Origin of the sequence: Gordonia sihwensis NBRC 108236, from assembly GCF_000333035.1 — a bacterium.
Lineage (GTDB): Bacteria > Actinomycetota > Actinomycetes > Mycobacteriales > Mycobacteriaceae > Gordonia > Gordonia sihwensis.
The window spans coordinates 1-22963 of record NZ_BANU01000010.1 but is presented as its reverse complement, the minus strand read 5'-3'; the positions used below and the strand labels follow the sequence as shown (position 1 = coordinate 22963).

Annotated in this window: 21 protein-coding genes and 1 tRNA gene; 8 read left to right on the top strand and 14 right to left on the bottom strand. The window is 69.2% G+C overall.

Annotated elements, in window-relative coordinates; all coding sequences use genetic code 11:
* Positions 1-4 precede the first annotated feature (4 nt).
* Positions 5-1321, bottom strand: a complete 1317-nt coding sequence (selA, locus tag GSI01S_RS07000) for an L-seryl-tRNA(Sec) selenium transferase (RefSeq protein ID WP_006895800.1) — start codon at positions 1319-1321, stop codon at positions 5-7.
* A gap of 30 nt (positions 1322-1351) precedes the next feature.
* Positions 1352-1447: transfer RNA gene (locus GSI01S_RS06995), tRNA-Sec, on the bottom strand.
* Between the two features lie 32 nt (positions 1448-1479).
* Here GSI01S_RS06995 and selD point away from each other — a divergent pair.
* Positions 1480-2469, top strand: coding sequence for a selenide, water dikinase SelD (selD, locus tag GSI01S_RS06990; protein ID WP_006895799.1), 990 nt, complete (start codon positions 1480-1482; stop codon positions 2467-2469).
* Here selD and nrfD read toward each other — a convergent pair.
* Genes nrfD through GSI01S_RS06965 form a run of 4 tightly spaced genes read right to left on the bottom strand, consistent with a single transcriptional unit; the run spans position 2456 to position 9218 of the window.
* On the bottom strand, positions 2456-3553 hold the full coding sequence (gene nrfD, locus GSI01S_RS06985) for an NrfD/PsrC family molybdoenzyme membrane anchor subunit (RefSeq protein WP_006895798.1): 1098 nt from the start codon (positions 3551-3553) through the stop codon (positions 2456-2458). The two genes, selD and nrfD, sit on opposite strands and share 14 nt — an antisense overlap.
* Positions 3550-4572 carry a 4Fe-4S dicluster domain-containing protein gene (locus GSI01S_RS06980; protein WP_006895797.1) on the bottom strand — a complete coding sequence of 341 codons (1023 nt, stop codon included), beginning with the start codon at positions 4570-4572 and terminating at the stop codon, positions 3550-3552. Before GSI01S_RS06980 ends, nrfD begins: the two co-directional genes overlap by 4 nt.
* A complete protein-coding gene (fdnG, locus tag GSI01S_RS06975) occupies positions 4572-7736 on the bottom strand; it encodes a formate dehydrogenase-N subunit alpha (protein WP_233500169.1) in 3165 nt (1054 codons plus the stop codon). Before fdnG ends, GSI01S_RS06980 begins: the two co-directional genes overlap by 1 nt.
* Before the next feature lie 60 nt (positions 7737-7796).
* Complete coding sequence (locus tag GSI01S_RS06965) at positions 7797-9218, bottom strand: amino acid permease (protein WP_006895794.1); 1422 nt, start codon at positions 9216-9218, stop codon at positions 7797-7799.
* 104 nt (positions 9219-9322) lie between these two features.
* Between GSI01S_RS06965 and GSI01S_RS06960 the strand changes: the two genes are divergently transcribed.
* Complete coding sequence (locus tag GSI01S_RS06960; protein WP_006895793.1) at positions 9323-9952, top strand: DUF2461 domain-containing protein; 630 nt, start codon at positions 9323-9325, stop codon at positions 9950-9952.
* Here the strand turns inward: GSI01S_RS06960 and GSI01S_RS06955 are convergent.
* Positions 9907-10563, bottom strand: a complete 657-nt coding sequence (locus tag GSI01S_RS06955; RefSeq protein WP_006895792.1) for an alpha/beta hydrolase — start codon at positions 10561-10563, stop codon at positions 9907-9909. The genes GSI01S_RS06960 and GSI01S_RS06955 overlap by 46 nt on opposite strands.
* A 69-nt stretch (positions 10564-10632) precedes the next feature.
* Positions 10633-11601, bottom strand: coding sequence for a glycoside hydrolase family protein (locus tag GSI01S_RS06950; RefSeq protein ID WP_039867145.1), 969 nt, complete (start codon positions 11599-11601; stop codon positions 10633-10635).
* A gap of 95 nt (positions 11602-11696) precedes the next feature.
* On the opposite strand from GSI01S_RS06950, the gene GSI01S_RS06945 reads away from it, so the two are divergent.
* Positions 11697-12122, top strand: a complete 426-nt coding sequence (locus GSI01S_RS06945; RefSeq protein ID WP_006895789.1) for a VOC family protein — start codon at positions 11697-11699, stop codon at positions 12120-12122.
* A 14-nt stretch (positions 12123-12136) separates the two neighbouring features.
* Here the strand turns inward: GSI01S_RS06945 and GSI01S_RS06940 are convergent, their stop codons facing one another.
* A complete protein-coding gene (locus GSI01S_RS06940) occupies positions 12137-13885 on the bottom strand; it encodes a GNAT family N-acetyltransferase (RefSeq protein WP_006895787.1) in 1749 nt (582 codons plus the stop codon).
* 51 nt (positions 13886-13936) lie between these two features.
* Here GSI01S_RS06940 and GSI01S_RS06935 point away from each other — a divergent pair, with 51 nt between their 5' ends.
* Complete coding sequence (locus GSI01S_RS06935; RefSeq protein WP_006895786.1) at positions 13937-14716, top strand: alpha/beta fold hydrolase; 780 nt, start codon at positions 13937-13939, stop codon at positions 14714-14716.
* Between the two features lie 67 nt (positions 14717-14783).
* Positions 14784-15194, top strand: a complete 411-nt coding sequence (gene arr / locus GSI01S_RS06930) for an NAD(+)--rifampin ADP-ribosyltransferase (protein WP_006895785.1) — start codon at positions 14784-14786, stop codon at positions 15192-15194.
* Between the two features lie 22 nt (positions 15195-15216).
* Here arr and GSI01S_RS06925 read toward each other — a convergent pair whose 3' ends face one another.
* From GSI01S_RS06925 to GSI01S_RS06905, 5 genes are all read right to left on the bottom strand, one after another.
* Complete coding sequence (locus GSI01S_RS06925; RefSeq protein WP_006895784.1) at positions 15217-16056, bottom strand: class I SAM-dependent methyltransferase; 840 nt, start codon at positions 16054-16056, stop codon at positions 15217-15219.
* A gap of 94 nt (positions 16057-16150) precedes the next feature.
* Entirely contained in the window at positions 16151-16429 is a 279-nt protein-coding gene (locus tag GSI01S_RS06920; protein WP_006895782.1) for a putative quinol monooxygenase, read from the bottom strand.
* Between the two features lie 65 nt (positions 16430-16494).
* Positions 16495-17496, bottom strand: a complete 1002-nt coding sequence (locus GSI01S_RS06915; RefSeq protein ID WP_233500168.1) for a quinone oxidoreductase family protein — start codon at positions 17494-17496, stop codon at positions 16495-16497.
* Between the two features lie 225 nt (positions 17497-17721).
* Positions 17722-18801, bottom strand: a complete 1080-nt coding sequence (ychF, locus tag GSI01S_RS06910; RefSeq protein ID WP_006895779.1) for a redox-regulated ATPase YchF — start codon at positions 18799-18801, stop codon at positions 17722-17724.
* A 6-nt stretch (positions 18802-18807) separates the two neighbouring features.
* Positions 18808-20094, bottom strand: coding sequence for an AI-2E family transporter (locus GSI01S_RS06905; RefSeq protein ID WP_006895777.1), 1287 nt, complete (start codon positions 20092-20094; stop codon positions 18808-18810).
* A gap of 179 nt (positions 20095-20273) precedes the next feature.
* On the opposite strand from GSI01S_RS06905, the gene GSI01S_RS06900 reads away from it, so the two are divergent.
* From GSI01S_RS06900 to GSI01S_RS06890, 3 genes are all read left to right on the top strand, one after another.
* A complete protein-coding gene (locus GSI01S_RS06900; RefSeq protein WP_006895775.1) occupies positions 20274-20804 on the top strand; it encodes a methylated-DNA--[protein]-cysteine S-methyltransferase in 531 nt (176 codons plus the stop codon).
* A gap of 121 nt (positions 20805-20925) precedes the next feature.
* Positions 20926-22005 carry a DNA recombination protein RmuC gene (locus GSI01S_RS06895; RefSeq protein WP_006895774.1) on the top strand — a complete coding sequence of 360 codons (1080 nt, stop codon included), beginning with the start codon at positions 20926-20928 and terminating at the stop codon, positions 22003-22005.
* A gap of 91 nt (positions 22006-22096) precedes the next feature.
* Positions 22097-22963, top strand: an 867-nt coding sequence (locus GSI01S_RS06890; protein WP_039867201.1) for a DUF6542 domain-containing protein, incomplete at its 3' end; no start/stop codon positions are given.

Below are 22963 nucleotides of genomic sequence, written 5' to 3'. Positions count from 1 at the left end.
GCGGTCAGTCCGCCCGCATGGCGGCGCGGACGGCCTCGGCGAGCCGCGAGTCGTCCGCCTCCGGAACGCAGCGCAGGTCGATCAGTGTGAACCCGTCGTGCACGCGCGGCAGCACCGACGGCGTCCCGGTCCGCAGCCGCGCGGCTATCGACTCCGGCAGCCGGACCGCATAGCCGGGCAGCGGAACTCCCGGAGCACCGCCGCCGCCCACGCGGCCGTCGTGCTCGACGACGGTCCCGTCCACGGCCGCCGCCAGCGCCTGCGCTCGCGCCCGCAGACGCTCCGGGTCGGCGTGCAGGTATTCGACCACCGGCGCGGTGGGTCCGGCGACCGTCGCTTCGAGCGCGGCCAACGCCAGCTTGTCGATCCGCACCGCACGCGCCAGCGGGTGCCGCGACAGCCGCTGCACCAGATCTGCCCGCCCCAGGACCAGTCCGGCCTGCGGCCCGCCGAGCAGTTTGTCGCCGCTCGCGGTCACCAGATCCGCACCGTCGTTCAGCATCGTCGCCGCATCCGGTTCGTCGGGCAATGTCCGATCCGGCGCCAGCAGTCCGGAGCCGACGTCCACGACGAGCGGCACGCCCCGGTCCCGCGCCACCTGCGCCAGCTCGCTCACCGGCGCGGCCGAGGTGAATCCGGACACCGTGAAGTTGCTGGGGTGAACCTTGAGCAGACACCCGGTATCCGGACCGATCGCGTCGGCGTAGTCGGAGAGATGCGTGCGATTGGTGGTGCCGACTTCGCGGAGCCGGGCCCCGGTCGACGCGATCAGGTCGGGCAGCCGGAACCCGGCTCCGATCTCGATCAGTTCACCGCGGGAGACGACGACTTCACGGCCGGCGGCCAGCGCCGTGGTCGCGAGCACCAGTGCCGCCGCGCCGTTGTTCACCGCCAGTGCGTCACCGGCCGCCGGGCACGCGGCGAGCAACGCGGAGCGGGTCCGAGCGCCCCGCTTGCCGCGGACCCCCGATTCCAGGTCCAGTTCCACATCGACGTAGCCGGCGGCATCGACCATCGCCGACACCGCGGCCCGGCTGAGCGGGGCGCGCCCGAGATTGGTGTGGACCACGACGCCGGTGGCGTTGAGTACCGGCGTCTGCGCCGAAGCCCGCGCTCGGGTGAGGTCGGCGATCACCGCGGCAGCCACCTCCTGCGGCGGCAACTCACCTCGGCGTGCCCTCTCCTGTATCGCGCGGACACGCTCGACGACTGTGTCCGCCGACAGGCGCCGACGAGCCGCCGCTACCTCCGGCAACGCCAGCAGAGCATCCGTGCGCGGAATCAATCTGCGCGGGTCGTGCTGCGGCGCAACCTGATTCACTCAGTCTCCTGGTCACTCGACGAGAGAGTTTGGCGGAGACGGACGGGAATCGAACCCGCCAGACCGAGATACTCGACCTCACCGGTTTTGAAGACCGGGGGGCCCACCAGGAACCCAGACGCCTCCGCAGACCAACATAGCCGTCTACGCTCGGCCGTGTGACTCAGGTTAAGCGACTGACCGACTACGCCCACGGCGGAGGGTGCGCCTGCAAGATCCCGGCGGGCGAGTTGGAGGACGCGGTGCGGGGCCTCGTCGGACAGCGATCCCCCGATGTGCTGGTGGGTCTCGACGACGGCGACGACGCCGCCGCGGTCCGCGTCGCCGACGGTCTGGCGGTGCTGTCCACCGCCGACTTCTTCACTCCCGTCGTCGACTCCGCCTACGACTGGGGCGCGATCGCCGCGGCCAACGCCCTGTCGGACGTCTACGCGATGGGCGGGCGGCCGGTGGTGGCCATCAACCTGGTCGGCTGGCCTCGCGAGGTGCTGCCGATGGAACTGCTGACGGAGGTGCTGCGCGGCGGGCTCGACGTCGGCGCCCAGGCCGGATGCCCGGTGATCGGCGGTCACACCATCGACGACCCCGAGCCCAAGTACGGCATGGCGGTCACCGGCGTCGCCGACCCCGACCGTCTCCTGCGCAACGACGCCGCCGAGCCGGGGCTCCCCCTCACGCTGACCAAACCCCTCGGCGTCGGCTTGCTGAACAATCGGCACAAGCGGACCGGCGAGGTGTTTCCCAACGCGATCGCGTCGATGACCGCACTCAACCGCGATGCGGCCGACGCCGCCGTGGCGAACGGCGTCCAGGCCGCCACCGACGTCACGGGCTTCGGTCTGCTGGGCCACCTCTACAAGATGTGCCGCGCGTCCGGCGTGAGCGCCGTGGTGGAGGCCTCGGCGGTGCCGGTACTCGACGGCGCTCTCGAAGCCCTCCGCGACGGCTACGTCTCCGGCGGGACGCGACGCAACCTGGACTGGGTGCGCCCGCACCTCGGCGCGGGCGCCGGGGTGAGCGAAGACGATCTGCTGCTGTTGGCCGACGCCCAGACCTCCGGCGGTCTGCTGGTGGTCGGTGAAGTGCCCGGCCATCCGGTGATCGGGCACACCGTGGCCGGCGGAGTGCCGGGCATCACAGTCCGGTGATCGAGTCTCCCGTCACCCCCGCCGCACGGCGGGCCGCGAGCCTGCGCTTCTGCGGTTCGATCGTGTAGCGCGGATCGCGCGCCGACTCCAGGCCCGCATGAAAGACGCCGAACCGCGTGCACGTGGACGCCGCGACCAGCGCTCCACCGGCCGCCGCTGCCAGCGCCCGCCGGCCCCGGCCCTGCCGACCGCCCGCGATCAGCGCGCCCACGCCGCCGGCCACCGCGAGCCGCTCGGCCCAGCGCATCAGCTTCCCCGGCCCGCCGTGGTGGAGGGGTTCGGCGGCCACCGGGTCCATCCGCTGCTCCATCAGCCGCGTCGCCGCGACGTCGCCGATCACACCGAGAACAGCCAGATTGCGGGCCGGTCCCGCTTCCGCTGCGGGCGTGGTGATCAGTGCGAGACCGCCCGCGGCCAAGCTCGCGGAACTGACGAACACGAAGGGAAGATCCCGGTGCATCGCATTCCACGTCGGCATCGCGGTGTCGCCGAGCAGGACCGCGGTGTACGCGGCCAGCGGGGCACCCATCGCGGCCGCCCCCAGTCCCGCCGGGCCCTCGAGTGCCCGGAGCAGCGGTCGGAGCCGGCCGAGCGGCAGCCGATCACCCGTCAGAGCGTCGACCTCCGACGCGGCGGCCACCCCGATCATCCCGCTGTACCCCATCAGAATCCATGAGCCGACGCTCATCGGCGAGGTGACCTTGAAGGTCCTCATCATGTGCAGGAACCGCTCCGGCCGACCTAGATCGGCGACGAGCGCCAGAGCTCCGGCCCCCGCGGCGCCGAGCCCCGCCAGTCGCGCATTGCGGCGCAACACCTTCCGTCCGGTGAGCTGAGCACCCGCGGCGAGCAGTCCGGAGCCGCCGGCGATCCCGCCGAGCACCAGATACGCACCGACGGGCGTCTCCCAGGGCGGCGCCTTGACGACGGGGTGCCCGTAGTAGCCGTTCTCATCGAGATGCTCCACCTGCGCCTGCGGCACCATCAACTCGTCGCCGCGGCGACCGCCGCCCCCGCGACGCCTCCCCCGCTGCGGACGCTGCGGACGCGGCGGACGGAACTGGCCGTATTCGGAACTCGTCACGGTCGCCGGTCCCTTCGCGAGCCGAGGAACGACAGCACGGCGGCGCCCACCATCCCGGCCACCGCCGCACCGGCACGCCGGTACATCCGGGGTAGATCGGCGGTGCACACGCGGGGGTCGGGCGGCAGTCCGTACACCTCCGGCTCGTCGAGCAGCAGGAACACCGACCCGGTGCCGCCGACGCCGTCGTCCTCGTTGGCGCCGTACAGCCGCGCCTCGATCATCCCCTCGGCGTGCAGTTGCGCCACTCGCTCGTGCGCTCGCTCCACCATGTCCGTGCGCCGGCCGAAGGAGATCGACGTGGTGGGGCACGTCTGTGCGCAGGCGGGCGTCTGGTCGTCTCGCAGGCGGTCGTAGCACAGCGTGCACTTCTGGGCGACGCCCCGATTCGGGATCTCGGGCTGCTCACCCTTGCGGTCGCCCTCGCGGACGGTCGGCGCCACCGTGCCGTCGCTGCGGCGCTCCACCACCCCGAAGGGGCAGCCGGCCACGCAGGTGCCGCAGCCGTTGCAGATGTCGGCCTGCACCACCACGGTGCCGAACTCCGTCCGCATCATCGCGCCGGTGGGGCACACGTCGAGGCAACCGGCGTGCGTGCAGTGCTTGCAGACGTCTGAGGACATCAGCCATCGGAATTCCGGCGTGTCCGGCGGCGTCGTGTCCGGTGACGGCGAACTCGGCGCCGGCGGGTCGAGGGGGTCGGCACCGCGGACCTGCGGCATACCCAGGTCCGCCAGCCCTGCGCCCGAGGCTCGTGCCGTGGCGATGCGGTCCGCGTCCTGCTCGACGAAGGCGACATGCCGCCACGTGCTGGCACCGAGAGACACGGAGTTGTCGTACGACATTCCGGTGAACTCGAGGTCACCGTCTCTGGGGTTGCCGTTCCACTCCTTGCACGCCACCTCGCAGGCTTTGCAGCCGATGCAGATCGAGGTGTCGGTGAAGAAGCCGCGCCGGTCCTCGTGAGGATGCCAGTGCGCATCAGCGCTCGGATCGGTCGGTCCGGTCAGCTGGCCCATCACTGCTCCTCTCGCGGTGTGAGACGGCTGTTGTCCGTCTCGACGGTGGCCCCGGACCGTCGCTGGTAGTCGCGCACCAGCGCATCGGCGGCGGCACCGCGCGGACGACGCCCCGCGATGACCGCACACGAACCCACCTTCGACTCCTGAATGAAGACGTTCGGATCCATCGTGACACCGACGAGGTCGTTGGCGGCGTCACCGCTGACCACCGCGTCGTTGCCCACACCCCAGTGATACGGCAGACCCACCTGGTGCACCACGCGGCCGTTGATCTCCAGCGGCCGCATCCGGTCGGTGACCAGCACCCGGGCCTCGATCACACCGCGCGGCGAGACGATCGTCGCCCATCCCTGCGCGGTCAGCCCGCATTCGGCGGCCAGTTCCGGAGAGACCTCGCAGAACATCTCCGGCTGGAGTTCGGAGAGGTACGGCGACCATCGGCTCATGCCGCCCGCCGTGTGGTGCTCGGTGAGCCGGTACGTCGTGAAGACGTACGGGTAGACGCCGGCGCCCGGGTCGCCGGCACTCGGCGCGTCGAGATTGTCCTCGCGGGGGAGCATCACCCTGGCGGGCGACTGCTGCTGCGGATACAGGGCGTTGCGGACCGGCGACTCCTGCGACTCGTAGTGCGTCGGCATCGGACCGTCGACCAGACCGTTCGGCGCGAACAACCAGCCCTTCCCGTCCGCCTGCATGATGAACGCGTCGTCGCCGCCGATGGCGTCGGCACCGATCGCCCCCTCCGGCGGCACCGTCCCAGGCGCGCGGTCGATCGGGAAGTCCGGAACGTCCGATCCGGTCCACCGTCCGGCGTCGGCGTCCCACCAGACGTACTTCTTGCGTTCGCTCCACGGCCGGCCCTGCGGGTCGGCCGACGCCCGGTTGTAGAGGATGCGGCGGTCGGACGGCCACACCCAGCCCCAGTCGGACTGCGTCACACCGCCACCGCCGCCGGGGGTGCGCCGCGCGGCCCTGTTGACCCCGCCGGCGTAGACGCCCGCGTAGATCCAGCACCCGGAGATCGTGGAGCCGTCGGAACGCAACTCGGTGTAGGAGTCGATCGGTTCGCCGGCGTTCGGCCCCGTCAGATGACGGCCGTTGATCTCGGCGAGCACCGCCTCCGGGTCCACGTCACCGTGTTCGTTGCGGCGGTAGTCCCAGGTCAGATCCTGGAGGGGACGGTCGCGCGGGTCGGTCGAGTCGGCCACGCGTTCCCGGATGCGCCTGCCGAGTTCGTAGTAGAAGTCGAGTTCGCTCTGCGCGTCGCCGGGTGGGGCCACCGCCTGGTGGCGCCACTGCACCATGCGCTGCGTCTGAGTGAACGAGCCGGCCTTCTCGACGTGGGTGGCGGCCGGCAGGAAGAAGACCTCGGTGGCGATGTCCTCGGTCTTCAGTTCGCCCGAGTCGATCTCGGGCCCCTCCTTCCACCAGGTGGCGCTCTCGATCATGTTCAGATCACGCACCACCAGCCACTTGAGCTTGGACATCGCCATCCGCTGTTGACGGCTGTTGGCCGATCCGACGGCGGGGTTCTGACCGACGATGAAGTAACCGTCGACATTGCCCTCCAGCATCTCCACCACGGTCTGGTATGTGCCCGCCGGTCCGGTGAGCCGCGGCAGATAGTCGAAGCACCAGTCGTTCTCGGCGGTCGCCGCCTCACCCCACCACGCCTTGAGCAGACTCACCGCGTAGTCCTCGGCATACGCCCAGAATCCCTTGCCGGACGCCGGCCGCACCGTCGCGAGGTAGTCGTCGAACGTGTTGTGCTTGCCCGCGGACGGCATCGGCAGGTAGCCGGGAAGCAGATCGAACAGCGTCGGAATGTCCGTGGAGCCCTGGATGCTCGCGTGACCGCGCAACGCCATGATTCCGCCACCGGGACGTCCGACGTTGCCGAGAAGCAACTGCAGAATGGCAGCCGTGCGGATCACCTGGGCGCCCATCGTGTGCTGAGTCCACCCGGTCGCGTAGCCGAAGCATCCGGTGCGTTCGGGGCCCGAGTTGTCGGCCAGCGACCGTGCGAGGTACTCGAACTCCGCTTCGGCGATGCCGCACATCTGCGTCACCATCTCCGGGGTGTAGCGGGAGTAGTGCCGCTTCAGGATCTGGAACACGGTGCGCGGATCCTGCAGCGTCTCGTCCCGCCCGCCGGTGTACTGCCAGGTGGCGCGATCGTAGGTCCCGGACTCCTCGTCGAAGCCGGAGAAGAGACCGTCCAGGTCGTCGGTGTCCCGGTAGTCCTCGCTCACCAGAGTCGCCGCGTTGGTGTACGCGACGACGTACTCGTGGAAGTAGCGCTCGCGGGTGATCATGTAGTTGATCAGCGCACCCAGCAGCACGATGTCCGATCCCGCCCGGATCGAGATGTGCTTGTCGACCACCGCCGACGTGCGGGTGAAACGCGGATCGACGTGGATCACGCGGGCACCGCGCGCCTTCGCCTCAGTGACCCATTGGAATCCGACGGGATGCGCTTCCGCCATGTTGCCGCCCATGAGCACGATGCAGTCGGCATTGGCCATGTCCTGCAAGAACTGGGTGGCACCACCGCGGCCGAACGAGGCTCCCAGACCGGGAACCGTGGCGGAGTGTCATATCCGCGCCTGATTCTCGATCTGAATCGCGCCCGCGGCGGTGAAGAGCTTCTTGATCAGGTAATTCTCTTCGTTGTCTAGCGTCGCCCCGCCGAGTGAGGCCACACCCATGGTGCGGCGCAAGGGGTTTCCGTGCTCGTCGACGTCCTGCCAGTGCCTGCGACGGGCTTCGAGGAAGCGGTCGGCGATCATGTCGATCGCGGTGTCCCGATCCAGGTCCTGCCACTGCGTGGCGTACGGGGCGCGGTAGCGGACCGTGGTCTGCCGGAGCGGGTTGTTCACCAATTGCTCGCTCGACGCCCCCTTCGGACAGAGTCGCCCGCGCGAGATCGGGGAATCCGGATCGCCCTCGATGGCGATGACCCGCTCATCCTTGACGTACACCCGCTGACCGCACCCGACCGCACAGAACGGGCAGACGCTCTGCGCCATCCGGTCCGCCGTGGCGGTGCGTGACTGCATCGCCTTGGTGCGCGGCGACTCCACCGCGGGGCCTCGGCCCAGCACGTCACCCGACCGCAGTTGCCGGAACACCGGCCACTCGAGGGGACTGAACCTGGACACGTCCCCAACCCTATCGCGTCGGCGCGCTCGGGCCGGCCGGATCGATCCGGAAATCGGCCGTCATCGTCGCTCGACGCGGCTCTCGGTCTCGACGGGCTCTTCCCGCAGCGGCATCCGCGACCAGAACACGTAGCCGATCACCACGCAGGCGAACCAGACGGCGCCGACGATCAGGGCGATCCGTCCGTCCTCGGTGAAGAACAGCAGAACGAAGACCAACGCCAGGAACGCCAGTGCCGCCCAGGTCGTGTAGGGCGCTCCGGGCACCCGGTAATCGGATTCGGGCAGTTCTCCGCTCTTGACCTTCGCCCGGAACCGCATCTGGCAGATCAGGATGGTGGACCACACGACGATGATCCCGACGGTCGAGACCGAGGTGATGTACGAGAACGCGTGATCGGGGTCGATCGCGTTCACGACCACGCCGAGGACCATCACCAGGGCACTGAGCACGATTCCGGCCACCGGCACCTTCCGGCTCGACAAGCGGTCGAGACCGTGCGGCGCGTCGCCGCGCTGTGCCAGCGAACGGAGCATCCGGCCGGTGGAGTAGATGCCGGAGTTGCAGGACGAGAGCGCCGCGGTCAACAGGATGAAGTTGACCAGACCGGCCGCGCCGGGCAGGCCGATGTACTGGAACACCGCGACGAACGGGCTCTCTCCGGCGTGGAAGTTCCGCCATCCGCGGACCGACAGGATCACCAGGATCGCACCGACGTAGAAGATGCCGATGCGGAAGGGCACCGAGTTGATGGCCTTGCGCAGAGTGACCCTCGGGTTCTCCGCCTCACCCGCGGTGACGCCGACCAGTTCCACACCGACGTAGGCGAACATGACGATCTGCAGGCTCAGCAGAGCATTGGTGAAACCGGTGGCGAAGAACCCGCCGTCGTTCCAGAGGTTGGTCACCGAGGGCCCCTCGGCCGGACCGAAGCCGGCGATCGGCAACAGGACTCCGATGCCGACGATGATCATGCCGAGGATCGCCGTCACCTTGATCGCCGAGAACCAGAACTCGGCACGGCCGAACAGGCCGACCGAGATCAGGTTCGCGCCGAACAGGATGACGAGAACCGTCAGCGCGGTCACCCAGCCGGGGATCGCCGGCCACCAGTAGTTGACGTACTTACCCGCCACGGTGATCTCGGCCATGCAGGTGGTGGTCCACACCGCCCAGTACGTCCAGCCCTGGCTGAAGCCGGCGAACCGCCCGAGGAATTCGTCGGCGTACTCGCTGATGCCGCCGGACACCGGCCGGTAGATCAGCAGTTCGCCGAGTGCGCGCATCACGATGAAGATCGCGAGGCCCGCGAGCGCGTAGGCGAGCAGCAGCGCCGGCCCGGCCTTCTCGATCGCTCCGCCCGAGCCGTAGAACAGGCCCGTGCCGATGGCACCGCCGATGGCGATCATCTGGACCGTACTCGCGGTCAGTCCGCGCTGATATCCCTCGTCGGGAGCGCGTTCTTCGCTCGCCACCGTCATTCGGTCACCCCTTCCAGCGTCACACCGTTCAGGGGGACAATTTACGACGTCCTTTGACCCTCGTCACAATCGGACAGCCGCAGGGTCCTCGGTAGGCTCGACCCATGAGCTTCACCGGATTCCCCGAGGCTGCGCTCGACTTCTACGACGATCTCGAGATCGACAACAGCAAAGTGTTCTGGGAAGCACACCGCGACGTCTACCAGTCCAGCGTCGCCGCGCCGATGGTCGCGCTGACCGACGAACTCGCCGACGAGTTCGGTCCGGCGAAGGTGTTCCGCCCGTATCGGGACGTCCGGTTCTCGAAGGACAAGACCCCGTACAAGACCCATCAGGGCGCGTTCGTGGCGGTCGGACCCGCGACCGGCTACTACGTCCAGATCTCGGCCCCGGGAGTGCGCGTGGCCGCCGGCTTCTATCACGCCGACGCCGACACTCTGGCCGCCATTCGCCGCGCCATCGACGACGACCTCCACGGAGCCGAGCTCGAGAAGATCGTCGGCACCCTGGAACGCAAGGGGTGGGAGGTGGGCGGCGACCGTGTCAAGACCTCGCCGCGCGGCTGGAGCGCCGACCACCCGCGGATCGACCTGTTGCGGTACCGGTCGTTGACCGTGAGCCGTGACTACGGTTTCGACGAGGTGATCCACTCCCCCGCACTGGTCGACCGGGTTCGGAAGGACTGGCGTCAGACGAGGCCGCTGGTCGACTGGCTGGTCCGGCGCGTCGGTTGACCGACGGCCGGCCGGGGTTCAGAGATCGAGCATCGCGGCAGCGACCTCGCCGCTCGCCTGCTCGGGCAGTCCGGTACCCATGTGTCGTCCAGGATGAGCAGCCGTGCGCCGGGTATCTCCGCGGCCAGGGCTCGACCGTTGCCCACCGGGAAGAACGGATCGAGCCGGCCGTGGACGACGAGCGTCGGCATCCGGATCTCGCCGAGGTGCTCACGCCAGCGCGGTGCACAGTCGAGCCGGGCGAAGACGGTGCCGCGCTGGTTCGCCATGTGCACGGCAGGAGCCTTCGACGGCGTTCGATCCCAGATCCGACCGGCGAGACGGCCTGCCTGATCCGGGTCGTTGTGAAGGAGCGGCGCGCTCTCGGCTGCATGCGCTACGACGGCCGTGCGATCGGCCCAGTCCGGGCTCGGTCGCGAGAACAGCGCCGCCATCACGTTCGCGTCGTGATCGGGCAGATCGTCGTCGACCGGACCCGGCGCGACCGCCCTGGTGCCGACGAGGGTGAGCGCGGTGAACACATCCGGGAAGTCGAGTGCCGCGACCTGGGCGACCATGCCACCGACACCCAGCCCACCCATGTGCGCGTTGTCCGCTCCGAGCGCCCGCACGAGCGCTGCTGCGTCGCCCGCGAGATCGCGAAGGTCGTAGTCGGGGGCCTCGGGGTCGCTGTCGGCACGTCAGCCCCGCTCGCGCATCACACCGAAGTGCCGGACCGAGCCGGACAAGCCGGGGAGCTCTCTGACGGGCGACCACGTGCGCATTCCGTCGGTGCTGTCGGAGTAGACGTACTTCCCCGCCTTGTACGCGTCGAGATAGATGCGCCAGGCGCCGTTCGGCAACTGCGTCACCGCGGGTCCCTCCACGAATGAACCCCAATCGCCGGGTGCCACGAACCGGTACGGCCCGGCGAGCTTCGACGACACCGCGTGCTGCACGTACTTGTGCGTCTCGTTCTTGGTGAAGGCGTGGTAGGTGGCCCCGACCTTCACGATGGTGGTGTCGATGTGGTCGGCGCCGATGCCGGCGATCGGCACCGGCATGCTCCACAGACGCAGAGACGGCTCCAAAGCGGTCATGACGTAGGGCACGAAGCCGCCGCCGGTGGACATCGACAGGACGACGTGGACCCGCCCGCCTTCGACGAACCATTCGGGCGCCCACGCCTTCGTCGTGAAGGGCGACAGTGACGGAGCGCTCTTCAACGCGGCCGAACCCGACGATCCCGGAATGTTCATCGACCCGGTGCCGTCGCCGGTCCCGGGAAGCAGTGCGCAGCAGAACGGGACCGGATAGTTGCCGATCGGCGTCCAGTTCACCCGATCACGGCTGCGGGCGAAGCCGATGTTCGCGCCGTCTGCGGTGGTGTACGTGACGTAGTACATGCCGTCGGTGTTCCGGAACACGCTCGGGTCGCGGACCCGGCCGGTCGGCGGACGGTAGGCCGCCTTCCGCACCGGCGTGAACTGTGTGCCGTCGCTGGACCCGTACACGTCCATGGCTCGGTCGGTGCCGTTGCTGAACCCGACCATCGTGTACTTCCAGCCGGTCGGCGCCGCATCGCTGCGGCCCGGGCCTGCCAGCAACTGCCCGACCGCTGCGAGCACGACGACCGACACGGCGAGGAGACGAGTGCGCTTCACTGACATCACTGAAGCAGTATGTCCTCCGGTCGCCGGCGGCGGGTGCTCGTTGGCTCAACATCGCGGACGGATCTCGGTACAGTGAGTGCGTGCCCGTGAGGATGGATAACGTCGGCATCGTCGTCGAAGATCTCAGCGCGGCCATCGAGTTCTTCAGCGCCCTCGGACTGTCGCTCGACGGCCAGACCGTCGTGGAGGGTCCCTGGGCGGGCCGGGTGACCGGTCTCGGCGAGCAGCGGGTGGAGATCGCGATGATGGCGACCCCCGACGGGCACAGTCGGCTCGAACTGTCGCGGTTCATCGAACCGGACGTCGTCGCCGATCACCGGAGGGCTCCGGTGAATGCACTCGGCTACCTGCGCGTGATGTTCGCGGTCGACGATCTCGACGAGACGCTGGAGCGCCTGCGTCCGCACGGCGCCGAGATCATCAGCACCGAGATCGTCCGGTTCGAGGACAGTTACCGGCTCTGTTACATACGCGGGCCCGAGGGCATCCTCGTCGGCCTGGCGCAGGCCCTCACCTGACCGGCCCCGACGGCTCAGAGCTCTCGTTTGAGACCGACGTGCTCGGCCCGGTAACCGGCCCGGGCGTAGAAGGCACGCGCACGGATGCGCGCCTCATCGGGGGCGAGTTGGGCCAGGTGTGCCCCGTGCGCGCGACCGTGGGCGTGCGCCCAATCGAGCATCGCAGTCCCGAGTCCGCGGGAGCGCTCTGCTTCGGCGACGCGGAGACCCTCGATCTGCAGCCGCGTGGTGCCGCCGCGCGAGAGGCCGCCGATCACCGTCAGTTGCATCGTCGCGACGGTCCGATCCCGCTCGTCCCGGACCACAGCGAGGTAGTGGGCACGGTCTCGGACCAGGACGTCGAACGCCGCTTCGTACCGTTCCAGTTCGGCGCCTTCGCGATCGCGCCCGATCTCGTCGTCGGAGAGCAGGTCGACGATCGCCGGGACGTCCGACCGTCGCGCCCGCTGAATGCGGAATGTCCGACCGCTCACGCGCAGCACGTCGCCCGCGGACGATCGTGACCTCTCCTGCAGGCGCGCGACGAGCAGATCCAGCCACCCGCCGACGTTGGTCCTGGCCTCCGCGGTGTCCGGATAGCGGCACCGCAGATGCAGGCCGGCCTCGTCGAGGATGAACCACAGCATCACACCGTCGGTTCGGATCACGGCGCCCACGTACTGGGCGTCGATCCGCGCCGAATCGATCCGAACCGGCAGCCGGCGCAGGTCGAGCCACGACACCGCGAACATTCCGGGTGCCTCGGGCATGTCACCGCCCCACGGTTCCAGAATCTCTCGCAGCGGCCAGGATCCGAGGCGGACCGCCTCGCGGACGGCTTCGGCGCAGGCCGACGGGGCGGGGTCGCACGATTCGATGACGGAGTTGGTGATGAACCAGCCGACCGACTCGTGCCAGGCCGCGTCGTAGCGGCTGTGTACGGGGAACACGGCGCGCAGTGGCGTTCCCGCCAGTTCCCGCGTCACCGACGTCATCACCGACACCGCGCCCGAGAGCGTGGACACGCCGTCGGCCCGAGCCTGCGCCGAGAACGCGGCGCTGTCGTCGACGTCGAACACGTCGCGGACCTCCACGCGTTCGGCGCTCGGTTCCGCCGTGCCGAGCGGCAACGGGAAGCGCGGCATCACGTCGCCGCCGGCGGCGAGGATCTGCGCCCATCGCGTCCGGACGTCCGACGGAGCCGCGGGCCGGTTCGCCATCGCCCGAGTGTGCTCGACGAACGCGGGCACCTCGCCGTCGAGCGAGCCGGCCAGTGCGGCGAGCAGGTCGCGCGCCACCACCAGCATCGACCACATGTCGACATGCGCGTGGTCGGCGGCCACGACCACGGTGGGACCCGCGGCCTTCTCCAGCACGCACAGGCGGTGGGACGGTTGCGAGTAGGGCCTGCAGTGCGCGTCGAGCACCGACCGGAGCGCGTCGTTGACGGCTTGGCCGGGAGCCACCGGATGCTCGATCCACGCTCCCGCGCCGATGCGGACCTCACGCAGGCGCGGTCCCTCGCCCCCGTCGACGACGACCGTCCGGAGCGTCCCGTGCCTGTCGACGACCCGCAGCCAGGCGTCGGCGAGGCGGTCGCGCGGAATCGTCTCGGCGAGTTCGAACGAGAGCGCCATCCACGATCCCGGACGGTCGCCGGCACCGACGTGCCTGCGCTGGTCGAAGGAGAGCGGCAGGTCGTCTCCCGGAGCGGACACGGCGACGTCGTAGCCGTACAGTCGCCCGAACGGGAGACGGAGGTGGCCGACGTTGGTGAGCCGCATGAGCGGCTACGCTACCCCTCATCGCGGCGGCCGCAATCCCAGAGGAGAGCCATGACGACGTTCACCGTTCCGGGAGCCGACCTCGACGTCGAGTTCAGTGATGAGCACGGGTGGCCGGTGGTCCAGCTGCACGGCCTCACATCGAGTCGCTCACGCGACCGGACGCTGGGGCTCGACCTGGGCCGCGGCCTCAGCGGCACTCGCCTCCTGCGCTACGACGCGCGGGCGCACGGTCGGTCGACCGGGCGGCCGGAGCCCCGCGACCATCGATGGCCGGTGCTGGCCGACGACCTGCTGCGGCTGCTCGACTCCTGGTTCCCCGGCGAGCGGGTGCACGGTGTCGGGCCGTCGATGGGCACCGGCACTCTGTTGCACGCCGCCGTCCTCGATCCCGGTCGTTTCTCCGGGCTCACGCTGGTGATCCCACCGACCGCGTGGGACAGCCGGCCCGCGATGGCCGAGATGTATCGGGCAGCCGCCGACACCGTCGAGACGGAGGGGATCGACGCGTTCATCGACGCGGGACGCACTGCACCCCGGCCCCCGGCGCTCGCGGGCACCCGCGAGACGGTGCCGGCCGTCGCCACAGACCTGCTGCCGTCCGTTCTGCGCGGCGCCGCCCTCAGCGACCTCCCCTCGCCCGCTCACGTCGCGGCGATCGACGTCCCGACCTCGATTCTGGCGTGGACCGACGACGCCGGACATCCGCTGTCGACTGCGGAGGCGCTCGTCGACCTGCTGCCGCACGCGACTCTGACCGTGGCACGCACACCGGCAGAGATGGCACTGTGGCCGAGCCTGCTGCACCGACAGGTCGCGGAGCGACGGTGACGCGGCACGCTGAGCGCGGACCGTCAGCCACCGAGTCGGGCAGCACCGGATCGGGTAGCCTGACTCGGTGAACGACGTGCTGGACGAGGGACCGTTCTTTCACGGGACGAAGGCCGACCTCGACATCGGAGACCACCTCACCGCCGGGTTCCGGTCCAACTACCGTCCCGAAGTGGTGATGAACCACATCTACTTCACCGCGCTGCAAGACGGCGCCGGCCTCGCCGCCGAACTCGCGGCCGGCGACGGCGAACCACGGGTCTACCTCGTGCAACCGACCGGCGACTTCGAGAACGATCCGAATGTAACCGACAAGAAATTCCCCGGCAATCCCACCCGGTCGTATCGCAGCGTCCACCCGCTTCGCGTGGTCGGCGAGGTCACCGATTGGAAGCGTCTCACGTCGGACGAGCTCCGAACCTGGCGCGAGCGGCTGGCCGCGACTCTCGAACACGGCGGCGGCGAGATCATCAACTGAGGTCGCGCGGCGCGAGGGACCGTCACCGGACCGCGTGGACGAGGCGTACCAGCCGCATCGGCGACAAGTACTGCTGCCGGTCGAAGAAGCCGTCGTCGGTCGCGTCCGCTTCGTCGATATCGGCCTCCACCCGCCACCCGTGCTCGGTGAGCCATTGCGCGACCGAGTCCGGGGACGCCGCGCATTGCCACGGCTCACCGCTCGCGCCCGCCATCGCCGCGACCGCACGTGCGTAGTCGCGGCCGGCGTCGTCACGCAGTTCCCGGCTCAGGTGGTAGTCGAAGACGAGCGCGGATCCGTCGGCCAGCGCGCTGACGTCGCCGAGGAACCTGCGGCACTCATCGGGTGCGAGGTACATGCTGACACCGAGCCAGAGCACGGTGACAGGGCGGGTGAGGTCGACTCCTGCATTGTCGAGATCGCCTACTCGCAGACCGTCGGCGAGATCAGCGGCGACGCTTGTCGCGGTGTCCGCGAGGTCGGCCTGTGCGAACAGCCGCGTCCGCCACTGCAGCACTCCCGGACGGTCCACCACCCACACCCGGTGTCTGCCGGTCGGGAGCCGCAGCGCAGTGGCGTCCAGACCGGCGCCGACCACGACGACTTGGTCGTTTCCCGTCTCGGCGAGCACCGTCTCCGCGTAGCGAGATCGCGCGCACGCGGTCAGGCGCGCGGCGGCGAGGATGGGCGCCTCGGGTTGCGCCAACTGGAAATCGAGAGGCGACGGACTCGTCAGCCGACACAGTTCTTGAGCGGCGTCGTCCACGAGCAAGTGCGGTGGGCTGTCGACGAGCGCGTGCGCTGCGCGCGCTGCGGCGGAGAAGAGTGCGGTCCGGCTGAATGACGATTCTTGTTCTGTCATCGCAACTAACTACCAGGAAGAAGGCCGATATGCCAGCAGCCACGCCGATCGACGGCCCTGGACGGCGCGAGGACGGTCGAGGGGCTGGTCCGCCTCAGCTGCCCTGGATCGTGTAGACGCGCTCGATTCCGGCGGTCATCCGGCCCCACTCGCTCGACGCGACCCGCCTCTGGTGCGCTCGGAACGCCGCCGCGTCGACGAACGTCTCGTCGACCGCCCACACGCCCGGCTCCGACGTCGGCAGCACCGAGAACGCGACGCATCCGGGTTCGGCCCGGGTGAGTTCGACATGTCGCGGCAGAAGTCGCTCGACGATCGCGGTCTGCGCGTCATCGCCGCAGATCAGCCTGCCGCTGACGACGACCTCAGTCATGCCGGACGACTTCCGTTGCGGGTCGAGTGCTGCTCACGTGACGAGGTCATCGGGCGGCACCACATCTAGCCGAAGACCAGGACGGCCTTGCCGACCGCCTTCCCTGAACGAAGCCGTTCTGCGACCTGCTGGAAGTCGGCGACGTCCACGACGGAGTCGATGACGGGCTGGATCTCGCCGCGGGCGACTGCGGGCAGCACGTCAGCGCTCAGACTCTCGAGGATCGGCACGGTCTCCCAGTCGCGGGAGAACCCGAACGAGACGCCGTGGACGGTCAGATGCCGGTAGGACAACGCGTCGAGGTCGATCGTGGACGCGCGACCTGCGAGGCGACCGATGTTGACGACGTGACCGTCCTCGGCGGTCGCGGGAAGGCATTGCGCGAAGGTCTCGCCAGCGACATGGTCGAGGACGACGTCGGCGCCCTTGCCGCCGGTCGCGGCGAGTGTTGCCTGCGTCAGGTCTTCGTCGCCGGTGACGATCACCGTATCCGCGCCGAGACCGGCGAGAAGTTCACGCTTGCCGGAGGTACGTGTGGTCGCGACGACCGGAGAAGCGCCGAGCACCTTCGCCATCTGCACGCCGACCAGGCCGATGCCGGTGGTCGCGCCCGTGATGAGAACACTTCGCCCCGGCACGAACCCGGCGACAGTGAGAGCACCGAACTCGGTGAGGAGCGCTGTCGGCAACGCGCAGGCGATGTCCGCGGCCAACCCCTCGGGACGGGGCAGCACGAAGCGGTGGTCCGCGATCAGGTAGTCCGCGAACGCGGACGGAAAGGTGCCCATCACCGGGTCCCCGACCTGCCAGTCGCCGGCGTCCTCTCCGAGAGCTGCGATCTCCCCCGCGTACTCGAATCCGGCGATGAACTCACGACCGTGTCCGCCTCTGGTGGGGTCGGCCTCGGCCAGCATCGGGAGATCGGCGTTGTTGGTCGCCGCGGCGCGGTTGCGAATGAGCACCTGGCCCGGACCGGGCTCGGGAAGCGCCGCATCGGCGAGAAGCCACTCGGGTCCGCGTCCGGACACAAGGGCACGCATCGTCTCGGTCATCTGCTCTCCGTTCATCACTCGGATCGTCACTCGGCGTAGACGTCCTCAACCATGTTCATAGTGGTCGAGGGCCCGGGCAAGCCGCACAGAAGGTGCAGCGCCCCGGGCTTGATGCCGCGTCCTCTTGAGTTGGAAGGACGGTGTCGGGAACGAGTGCCTGCGTGGGTGGGTCGCCCCAGCCGAGATCGACGCTGGTGACCCGAGGGTGTCACCAGCGAACCGGACTGCCCGTCATTATCGCTAGACGTTAAACCGGAACTCCACTACGTCGCCGTCGGCCATCACGTAGTCCTTGCCCTCCATGCGGACCTTGCCCGCGGCCTTGGCCGCGTTCATCGAGCCGGCGGCGTCGAGGTCGGTGAACGACACGATCTCGGCCTTGATGAAGCCCTTCTCGAAGTCGGTGTGGATGACGCCCGCGGCCTTGGGCGCGGTGTCGCCCTGGCGGATGGTCCAGGCGCGAGCCTCCTTGGGACCGGCGGTGAGGTAGGTCTGCAGACCGAGCGTGTGGAAACCGGCGCGGGCGAGCTGACGCAGACCGGGCTCGTCCTGCCCGATCGAGTCGAGGAGTTCCTGAGCGTCCTCCTCCTCGAGTTCGAGGAGTTCGCTCTCGACCTTGGCGTCCAGAAAGACGCAGTCGGCCGGTGCGACGGCGTCGCGGAGTTCCTGCTTGCGTGCCTCGTCGGTGAGAACGGCCTCGTCGGCGTTGAAGACGTAGAGGAACGGCTTGGCGGTCAGCAGATGCAGTTCGCGCACCGACGACAGGTCGAACGAGTCCTTCACCGAGAACAACGTCTTGCCGCTGTCGAGAACCGCCTGCGCCTTCTTGGCCGCGTCGAGCGACTCCGCCTGGTCCTTGTTCTTCTTCGCCTCCTTCTCGAGACGCGGAATCGCCTTCTCGAGAGTCTGCATGTCCGCCAGGATCAGTTCGGTCTCGATGACCTCGATGTCGGCGCGCGGATCGACGCGGCCGTCGACGTGCACCACGTCGTCGTCGGAGAACACGCGAACCACCTGGCAGATGGCGTCGGCCTCGCGGATGTTCGCGAGGAACTGGTTACCCATGCCCTCGCCCTCCGATGCGCCCTTGACGATTCCCGCGATGTCGACGAACGACACGACGGCGGGGAGGATCCGTTCGCTGCCGAAGATCTCGGCGAGCCGGTCGAGCCGCGCGTCGGGCAGTTCCACGACGCCGACGTTCGGCTCGATGGTGGCGAACGGGTAGTTCGCGGCGAGCACGTCGTTACGGGTCAGGGCGTTGAAGAGCGTCGACTTTCCGACATTGGGCAGGCCGACGATTCCGAGGGTAAGACTCACGGGAGGTCAGTCTATCTGCGTCTGCGCGCCCGACCTACCCGGCCCGCGCCTGCGCTTGCGGGACTCCTGCTGCGCCGCCCGGGCCGCCTCGTCCTCAGCGGCTATCTCATCGCCCGCGGCTCTGCCGATCTGTTCGAGGATGTACCTCAGGGCGACGGCGAGACACGACGCCGCGGGCACCGCGAGGAACGCTCCGGTGATGCCGAAGAGACTGCCGCCCAACGTCACCGACAGCAGCACGATGACCGCGTGCAGGTTCATCGACTTGGCCTGCAGCCACGGCGAGAGGACATTGCCCTCCAACTGCTGCACCGCCAGGATGATTCCGAGCACGATCAGGGCAGAGGTGAGCCCGTTCGACACGAGCGCGATCAGCACCGCGAGCGCACCGGCGACGAAGGCACCCACGATCGGGATGAATCCGCCCATGAACGTGATGACGATCAGCACTCCCGCGAGCGGCACGTCGAGCACCACCAGACCGATGCCGATCAGGGCCGCATCCACGAAGCTGACGATGGCCTGGGTTCGGATGAAGCCGCCCAGCGTCTCCCACATCCGCCGCAGGATCTCGCTGATGTGAACGGCCCCCTCGGCCCCCATCGTGCGGTTGAGCCACGGCAGGAATTTGGGCCCGTCCTTGAGGAAGAAGAACACCAGGACCACGGTCGTGAACAGCGTCACCAGCACCGAGGTCGCGACGCCGACTCCGCTGAACACACCCGAGGCGATCGTGGTCGCGCTCTTCTGCAGCTTGCTGGTGATCTCGTTGACGAGAGCATTGATCTGATCGTCGCCGACGTTGAGCGGCGGACCCTGGATCCACTCCTGAACCCGATGCACACCGTCGACGGCGCGATCGGCCAGCTGCGGCGCCTGGTCGATGACTGACGGCACGATGCCGCCGATGACGCCGCCGATGACCGCGATCGCCGCCAGCAGCACCACGAGGGTCGCCGCCGCGGGCGGCACCCGCTTCGAGAGCAGCCATCGGACAGGCGGCCACAGCACCGTCGCGACGACGATACCGAGGATCACCGGCAGCAGGATCACCCAGAGCTTGGACATCACCCACAGCAGCGCGAACAGGAACACCATCACCAGCAGCATCTGCAAGGACACGATGGACGAGGACCGCAGGCCCGTCAGGAACACCCTGCCGCGCGTCGGATAGGGCTTGCCGGTGACCGGGTTCAGCAATCGCTCCGGGGTCGGCTCCGCGGCGGCTGCGTCGGCGCGGTCGCTCGTCCCGGTGTCGGGTTCCGGCGAAGATTCGTCGTTTCGGTCGCTCACGCGCCAATCTTCACATACGCCTCCGACATCCGCGGTTCGCCGCGCGAGGGGTCGTCCGACTGTCGTACGCGCCGGGAGACGGGAATGGAACCGAACCACGGTGCGGTGCGTCCAATTCAGTAGACGTCAGTCTGATCCCGGCGAGTCCATCACCTCGCCGGCCGACACCGGGAGGTCCGATGACCATGCCAACCGCCCCAGCCCTCGGCTGGACCACCGTCGCCACCGCCGACGGCCCGTTCACCGTCCTGTACGACGACGCGGACACCGTGCACGCCGCCGGCTGGACCGAGTCGGCCGAGTATCTCGCCGGGCTCATCGCTCCCGCATTGCGCGGTGGTCAGCTCAGCCGGCGCCCGGCGGGCCCGGTCGCCGACGCCGTGACCGCTTACTACGACGGCGACTTCGCCGCTCCGTCCGGTGTCGCGGTGCGTCAGATCGCGGGCCCGTTCATCGCCGCGGCGTGGTCGGCATTGCGGCTGGTGCCGGCGGGATACCCGGTCACCTACGGTCAGCTCGCCGAACGCGCGGGGCGTCCGGCAGCGGTCCGCGGCGCCGCTCAATGCTGTGTGCGCAACGCTGCCGCCCTGTTCGTTCCCTGCCACCGCGTCACCAGGGCGAGCGGCGGTCTCGGCGGGTTTCGCTACGGGCTCGATCTCAAGCGGAACCTTCTCGCTCGTGAGGAGCCGCCGCCCGACCTCGAAGACTGAGCCGGCCACCGACGCCGCGGTTCGGACGACCAGTAGCCCGTGCGCCTCGAGCCGGCGGGGAGCTGCCAGGCCAGGATTGATGCCCGGGATCGATGTCAGAGGCTCGCGCCAAGATGGCGGCATGACACCAGCAGCGATCATCGGCCCGCTCTGTCTCATCGTCGGCGCACTCCTCGGGTGGTTCGCCCGCGGTACGGCGACGGGCGGACATCACTCCGGCGGCGAACGTCCCGGGCCGTCGCTGGGCGCGGAGGTCGACCTCGTGGTGGGTCCGCTGCGCGAGACACTCGGACGGCTGTCGGAGGAACTGCGGCGGAGCGAGGCCGGACGTGCCCACGCCTACGCCGGCCTCGCCGAACAGATGCGCGGAGTGCACGCGACCTCGCAGCGACTGCACCAGCAGACCAGCCAGTTGGCCAGTGCACTCCACGCACCGCACGTTCGCGGCCGCTGGGGCGAGATCCAACTCGAAAGAATCGTCGAACTGTCCGGGATGTCGCGGCACTGCGATTTCGCGACGCAGGTACAGGGGCAGTCGGACGCCGACCGGGCCGTGCGACCCGACCTGGTGGTTCAACTCGCCGGTGGACGACGGATCGTGGTGGACGCCAAAGTGCCGCTGCACGCGTACCTGGAATCGACCTCCGGCGCAGTCCCCGACAACCGCGAGGTCATCGCCCGGCACGCGCAGGCCGTGCGGGCTCACGTGAACGTACTGTCCGCGAAGTCGTACTGGTCCGCACAACCCGTGTCGCCGGAATTCGTCGTTCTGTTCCTGCCCGGCGACGGGGTTCTCGAATCCGCGCTGCGCGGCGACCCGGGTCTCCTCGACTACGCGTTCTCCCGTGACGTGGTGCTCGCTACGCCCAGCACCCTGATCGCCCTGCTGCGAACCGTCGCCCTGGGCTGGCGTCAGTATGCGCTCGCCGAGGACGCCGAGACCATTCATGCTCTCGGTCGCCAGCTGTACCAGCGGATAGACCAAGTGCTCGGCCACCTGGAGAAGACCGGTGCGTCCCTGCGCCGGGCCGTGGAGTCGTACAACTCGACGGTCGGAGCCATCGACAGTCGCCTCGGAGTCACCGCCCGCAAGCTCGCAGATCTGGAAGCCCTCTCGGGTACCGCCAACCCGTCGGTGCGGGTCAGCGACGGGATCAGCCCCGTCGATTCGGTGGTGAGATCAATATCACCGAGCCGATAGATTCAGGAAACTCACGGCTTCGGATCACGGCGATCGGCGGAGTTAACGGTACCGTTTAGTTGTGTTTTCGCGCTTGCTAGCCGGCTCTGCCGTGCCCGCCGACGAGCGGTCCGTCCTGCCCACCATCCGGGGTGTGCCCTGGTGGGGCGCCGTTCTGATCGCCGTCGGAGCCACGACTCTCGGCGCCGTCATCAGCGCCGATACGTCATCGTCACTGGGCCGGGCGTTCAAGGTGTGCTACCTGCTCGGGTGCGTTCTGGCCGCACTGTGCGTGCGGCAACGAGCACTGTTCACCGCGGCGGCACAACCGCCGCTGGTCGCGTTCGTGGTCGGCATCGTCACCCTCTACACCCTGAGTTCCGACAGCGCGCAGGGCATGCGGGACATCGTCCTGAAGGTGATCCTGCCGATCGCGACGAGCTTTCCATGGATCCTACTGGCCTTCGTCCTGACCCTGGCCGTTGTGGTGGCGCGATTGCTCCTGGCTCGCCCCCAGGGCCTGGCCGTGTTCGGCAAGTTCACCGGGAAGTCGCGTCCGACCACCGCCGAGTCCGGTCGGCGGGCCGCCCCCGCGAAGAAGACCGCACCCCGCTCCGGGTCCTCGGGCAAGACCGGCTCCCCCAAGCGCGCCGCCACTCCGGCGGCGGCCGGCGCTCAGGCCAAGGCATCCGCAACGCGGCGAACCGGTGCGGCAGGCACCTCTGCGACGAAACGCACGGCCACGAGAGACGCGGCGGCCGGCACACAGCCCAAGGACGCAGCGACGCGCGAGACCAGGAGCAGAACTGCCGCGACCAAGCGGGTGCCCGCCGCGGCGGCGGCCCCGAAGGGCTCCGCGAACGCGAAGGACGCGGCCACCAAGCGTGCAGCCACTTCCCCCGCAGCCCCCCGAACCGCTGCTGCGTCGAAGGCCGCACCGGCCAAGCCCGCGCCCCAGCGCGCTGCCGGCGCCCGGCCC

Bases quoted from the DNA above. Each gene is read 5' to 3' on its own strand.
- GSI01S_RS06900 (WP_006895775.1), top strand. From the start codon at position 20,274: ATGACCATGCCAACCGCCCCAGCCCTCGGCTGGACCACCGTCGCCACC.
- GSI01S_RS06980 (WP_006895797.1), bottom strand. From the start codon at position 4,572: ATGGGCCAGCTGACCGGACCGACCGATCCGAGCGCTGATGCGCACTGG.
- GSI01S_RS06895 (WP_006895774.1), top strand. From the start codon at position 20,926: ATGACACCAGCAGCGATCATCGGCCCGCTCTGTCTCATCGTCGGCGCA.
- GSI01S_RS06925 (WP_006895784.1), bottom strand. From the start codon at position 16,056: ATGACAGAACAAGAATCGTCATTCAGCCGGACCGCACTCTTCTCCGCC.
- GSI01S_RS06915 (WP_233500168.1), bottom strand. From the start codon at position 17,496: ATGAACGGAGAGCAGATGACCGAGACGATGCGTGCCCTTGTGTCCGGA.
- GSI01S_RS06965 (WP_006895794.1), bottom strand. From the start codon at position 9,218: ATGACGGTGGCGAGCGAAGAACGCGCTCCCGACGAGGGATATCAGCGC.
- GSI01S_RS06935 (WP_006895786.1), top strand. From the start codon at position 13,937: ATGACGACGTTCACCGTTCCGGGAGCCGACCTCGACGTCGAGTTCAGT.
- GSI01S_RS06945 (WP_006895789.1), top strand. From the start codon at position 11,697: ATGGATAACGTCGGCATCGTCGTCGAAGATCTCAGCGCGGCCATCGAG.
- GSI01S_RS06920 (WP_006895782.1), bottom strand. From the start codon at position 16,429: ATGACTGAGGTCGTCGTCAGCGGCAGGCTGATCTGCGGCGATGACGCG.
- GSI01S_RS06950 (WP_039867145.1), bottom strand. From the start codon at position 11,601: ATGTCAGTGAAGCGCACTCGTCTCCTCGCCGTGTCGGTCGTCGTGCTC.
- GSI01S_RS06960 (WP_006895793.1), top strand. From the start codon at position 9,323: ATGAGCTTCACCGGATTCCCCGAGGCTGCGCTCGACTTCTACGACGAT.
- GSI01S_RS06940 (WP_006895787.1), bottom strand. From the start codon at position 13,885: ATGCGGCTCACCAACGTCGGCCACCTCCGTCTCCCGTTCGGGCGACTG.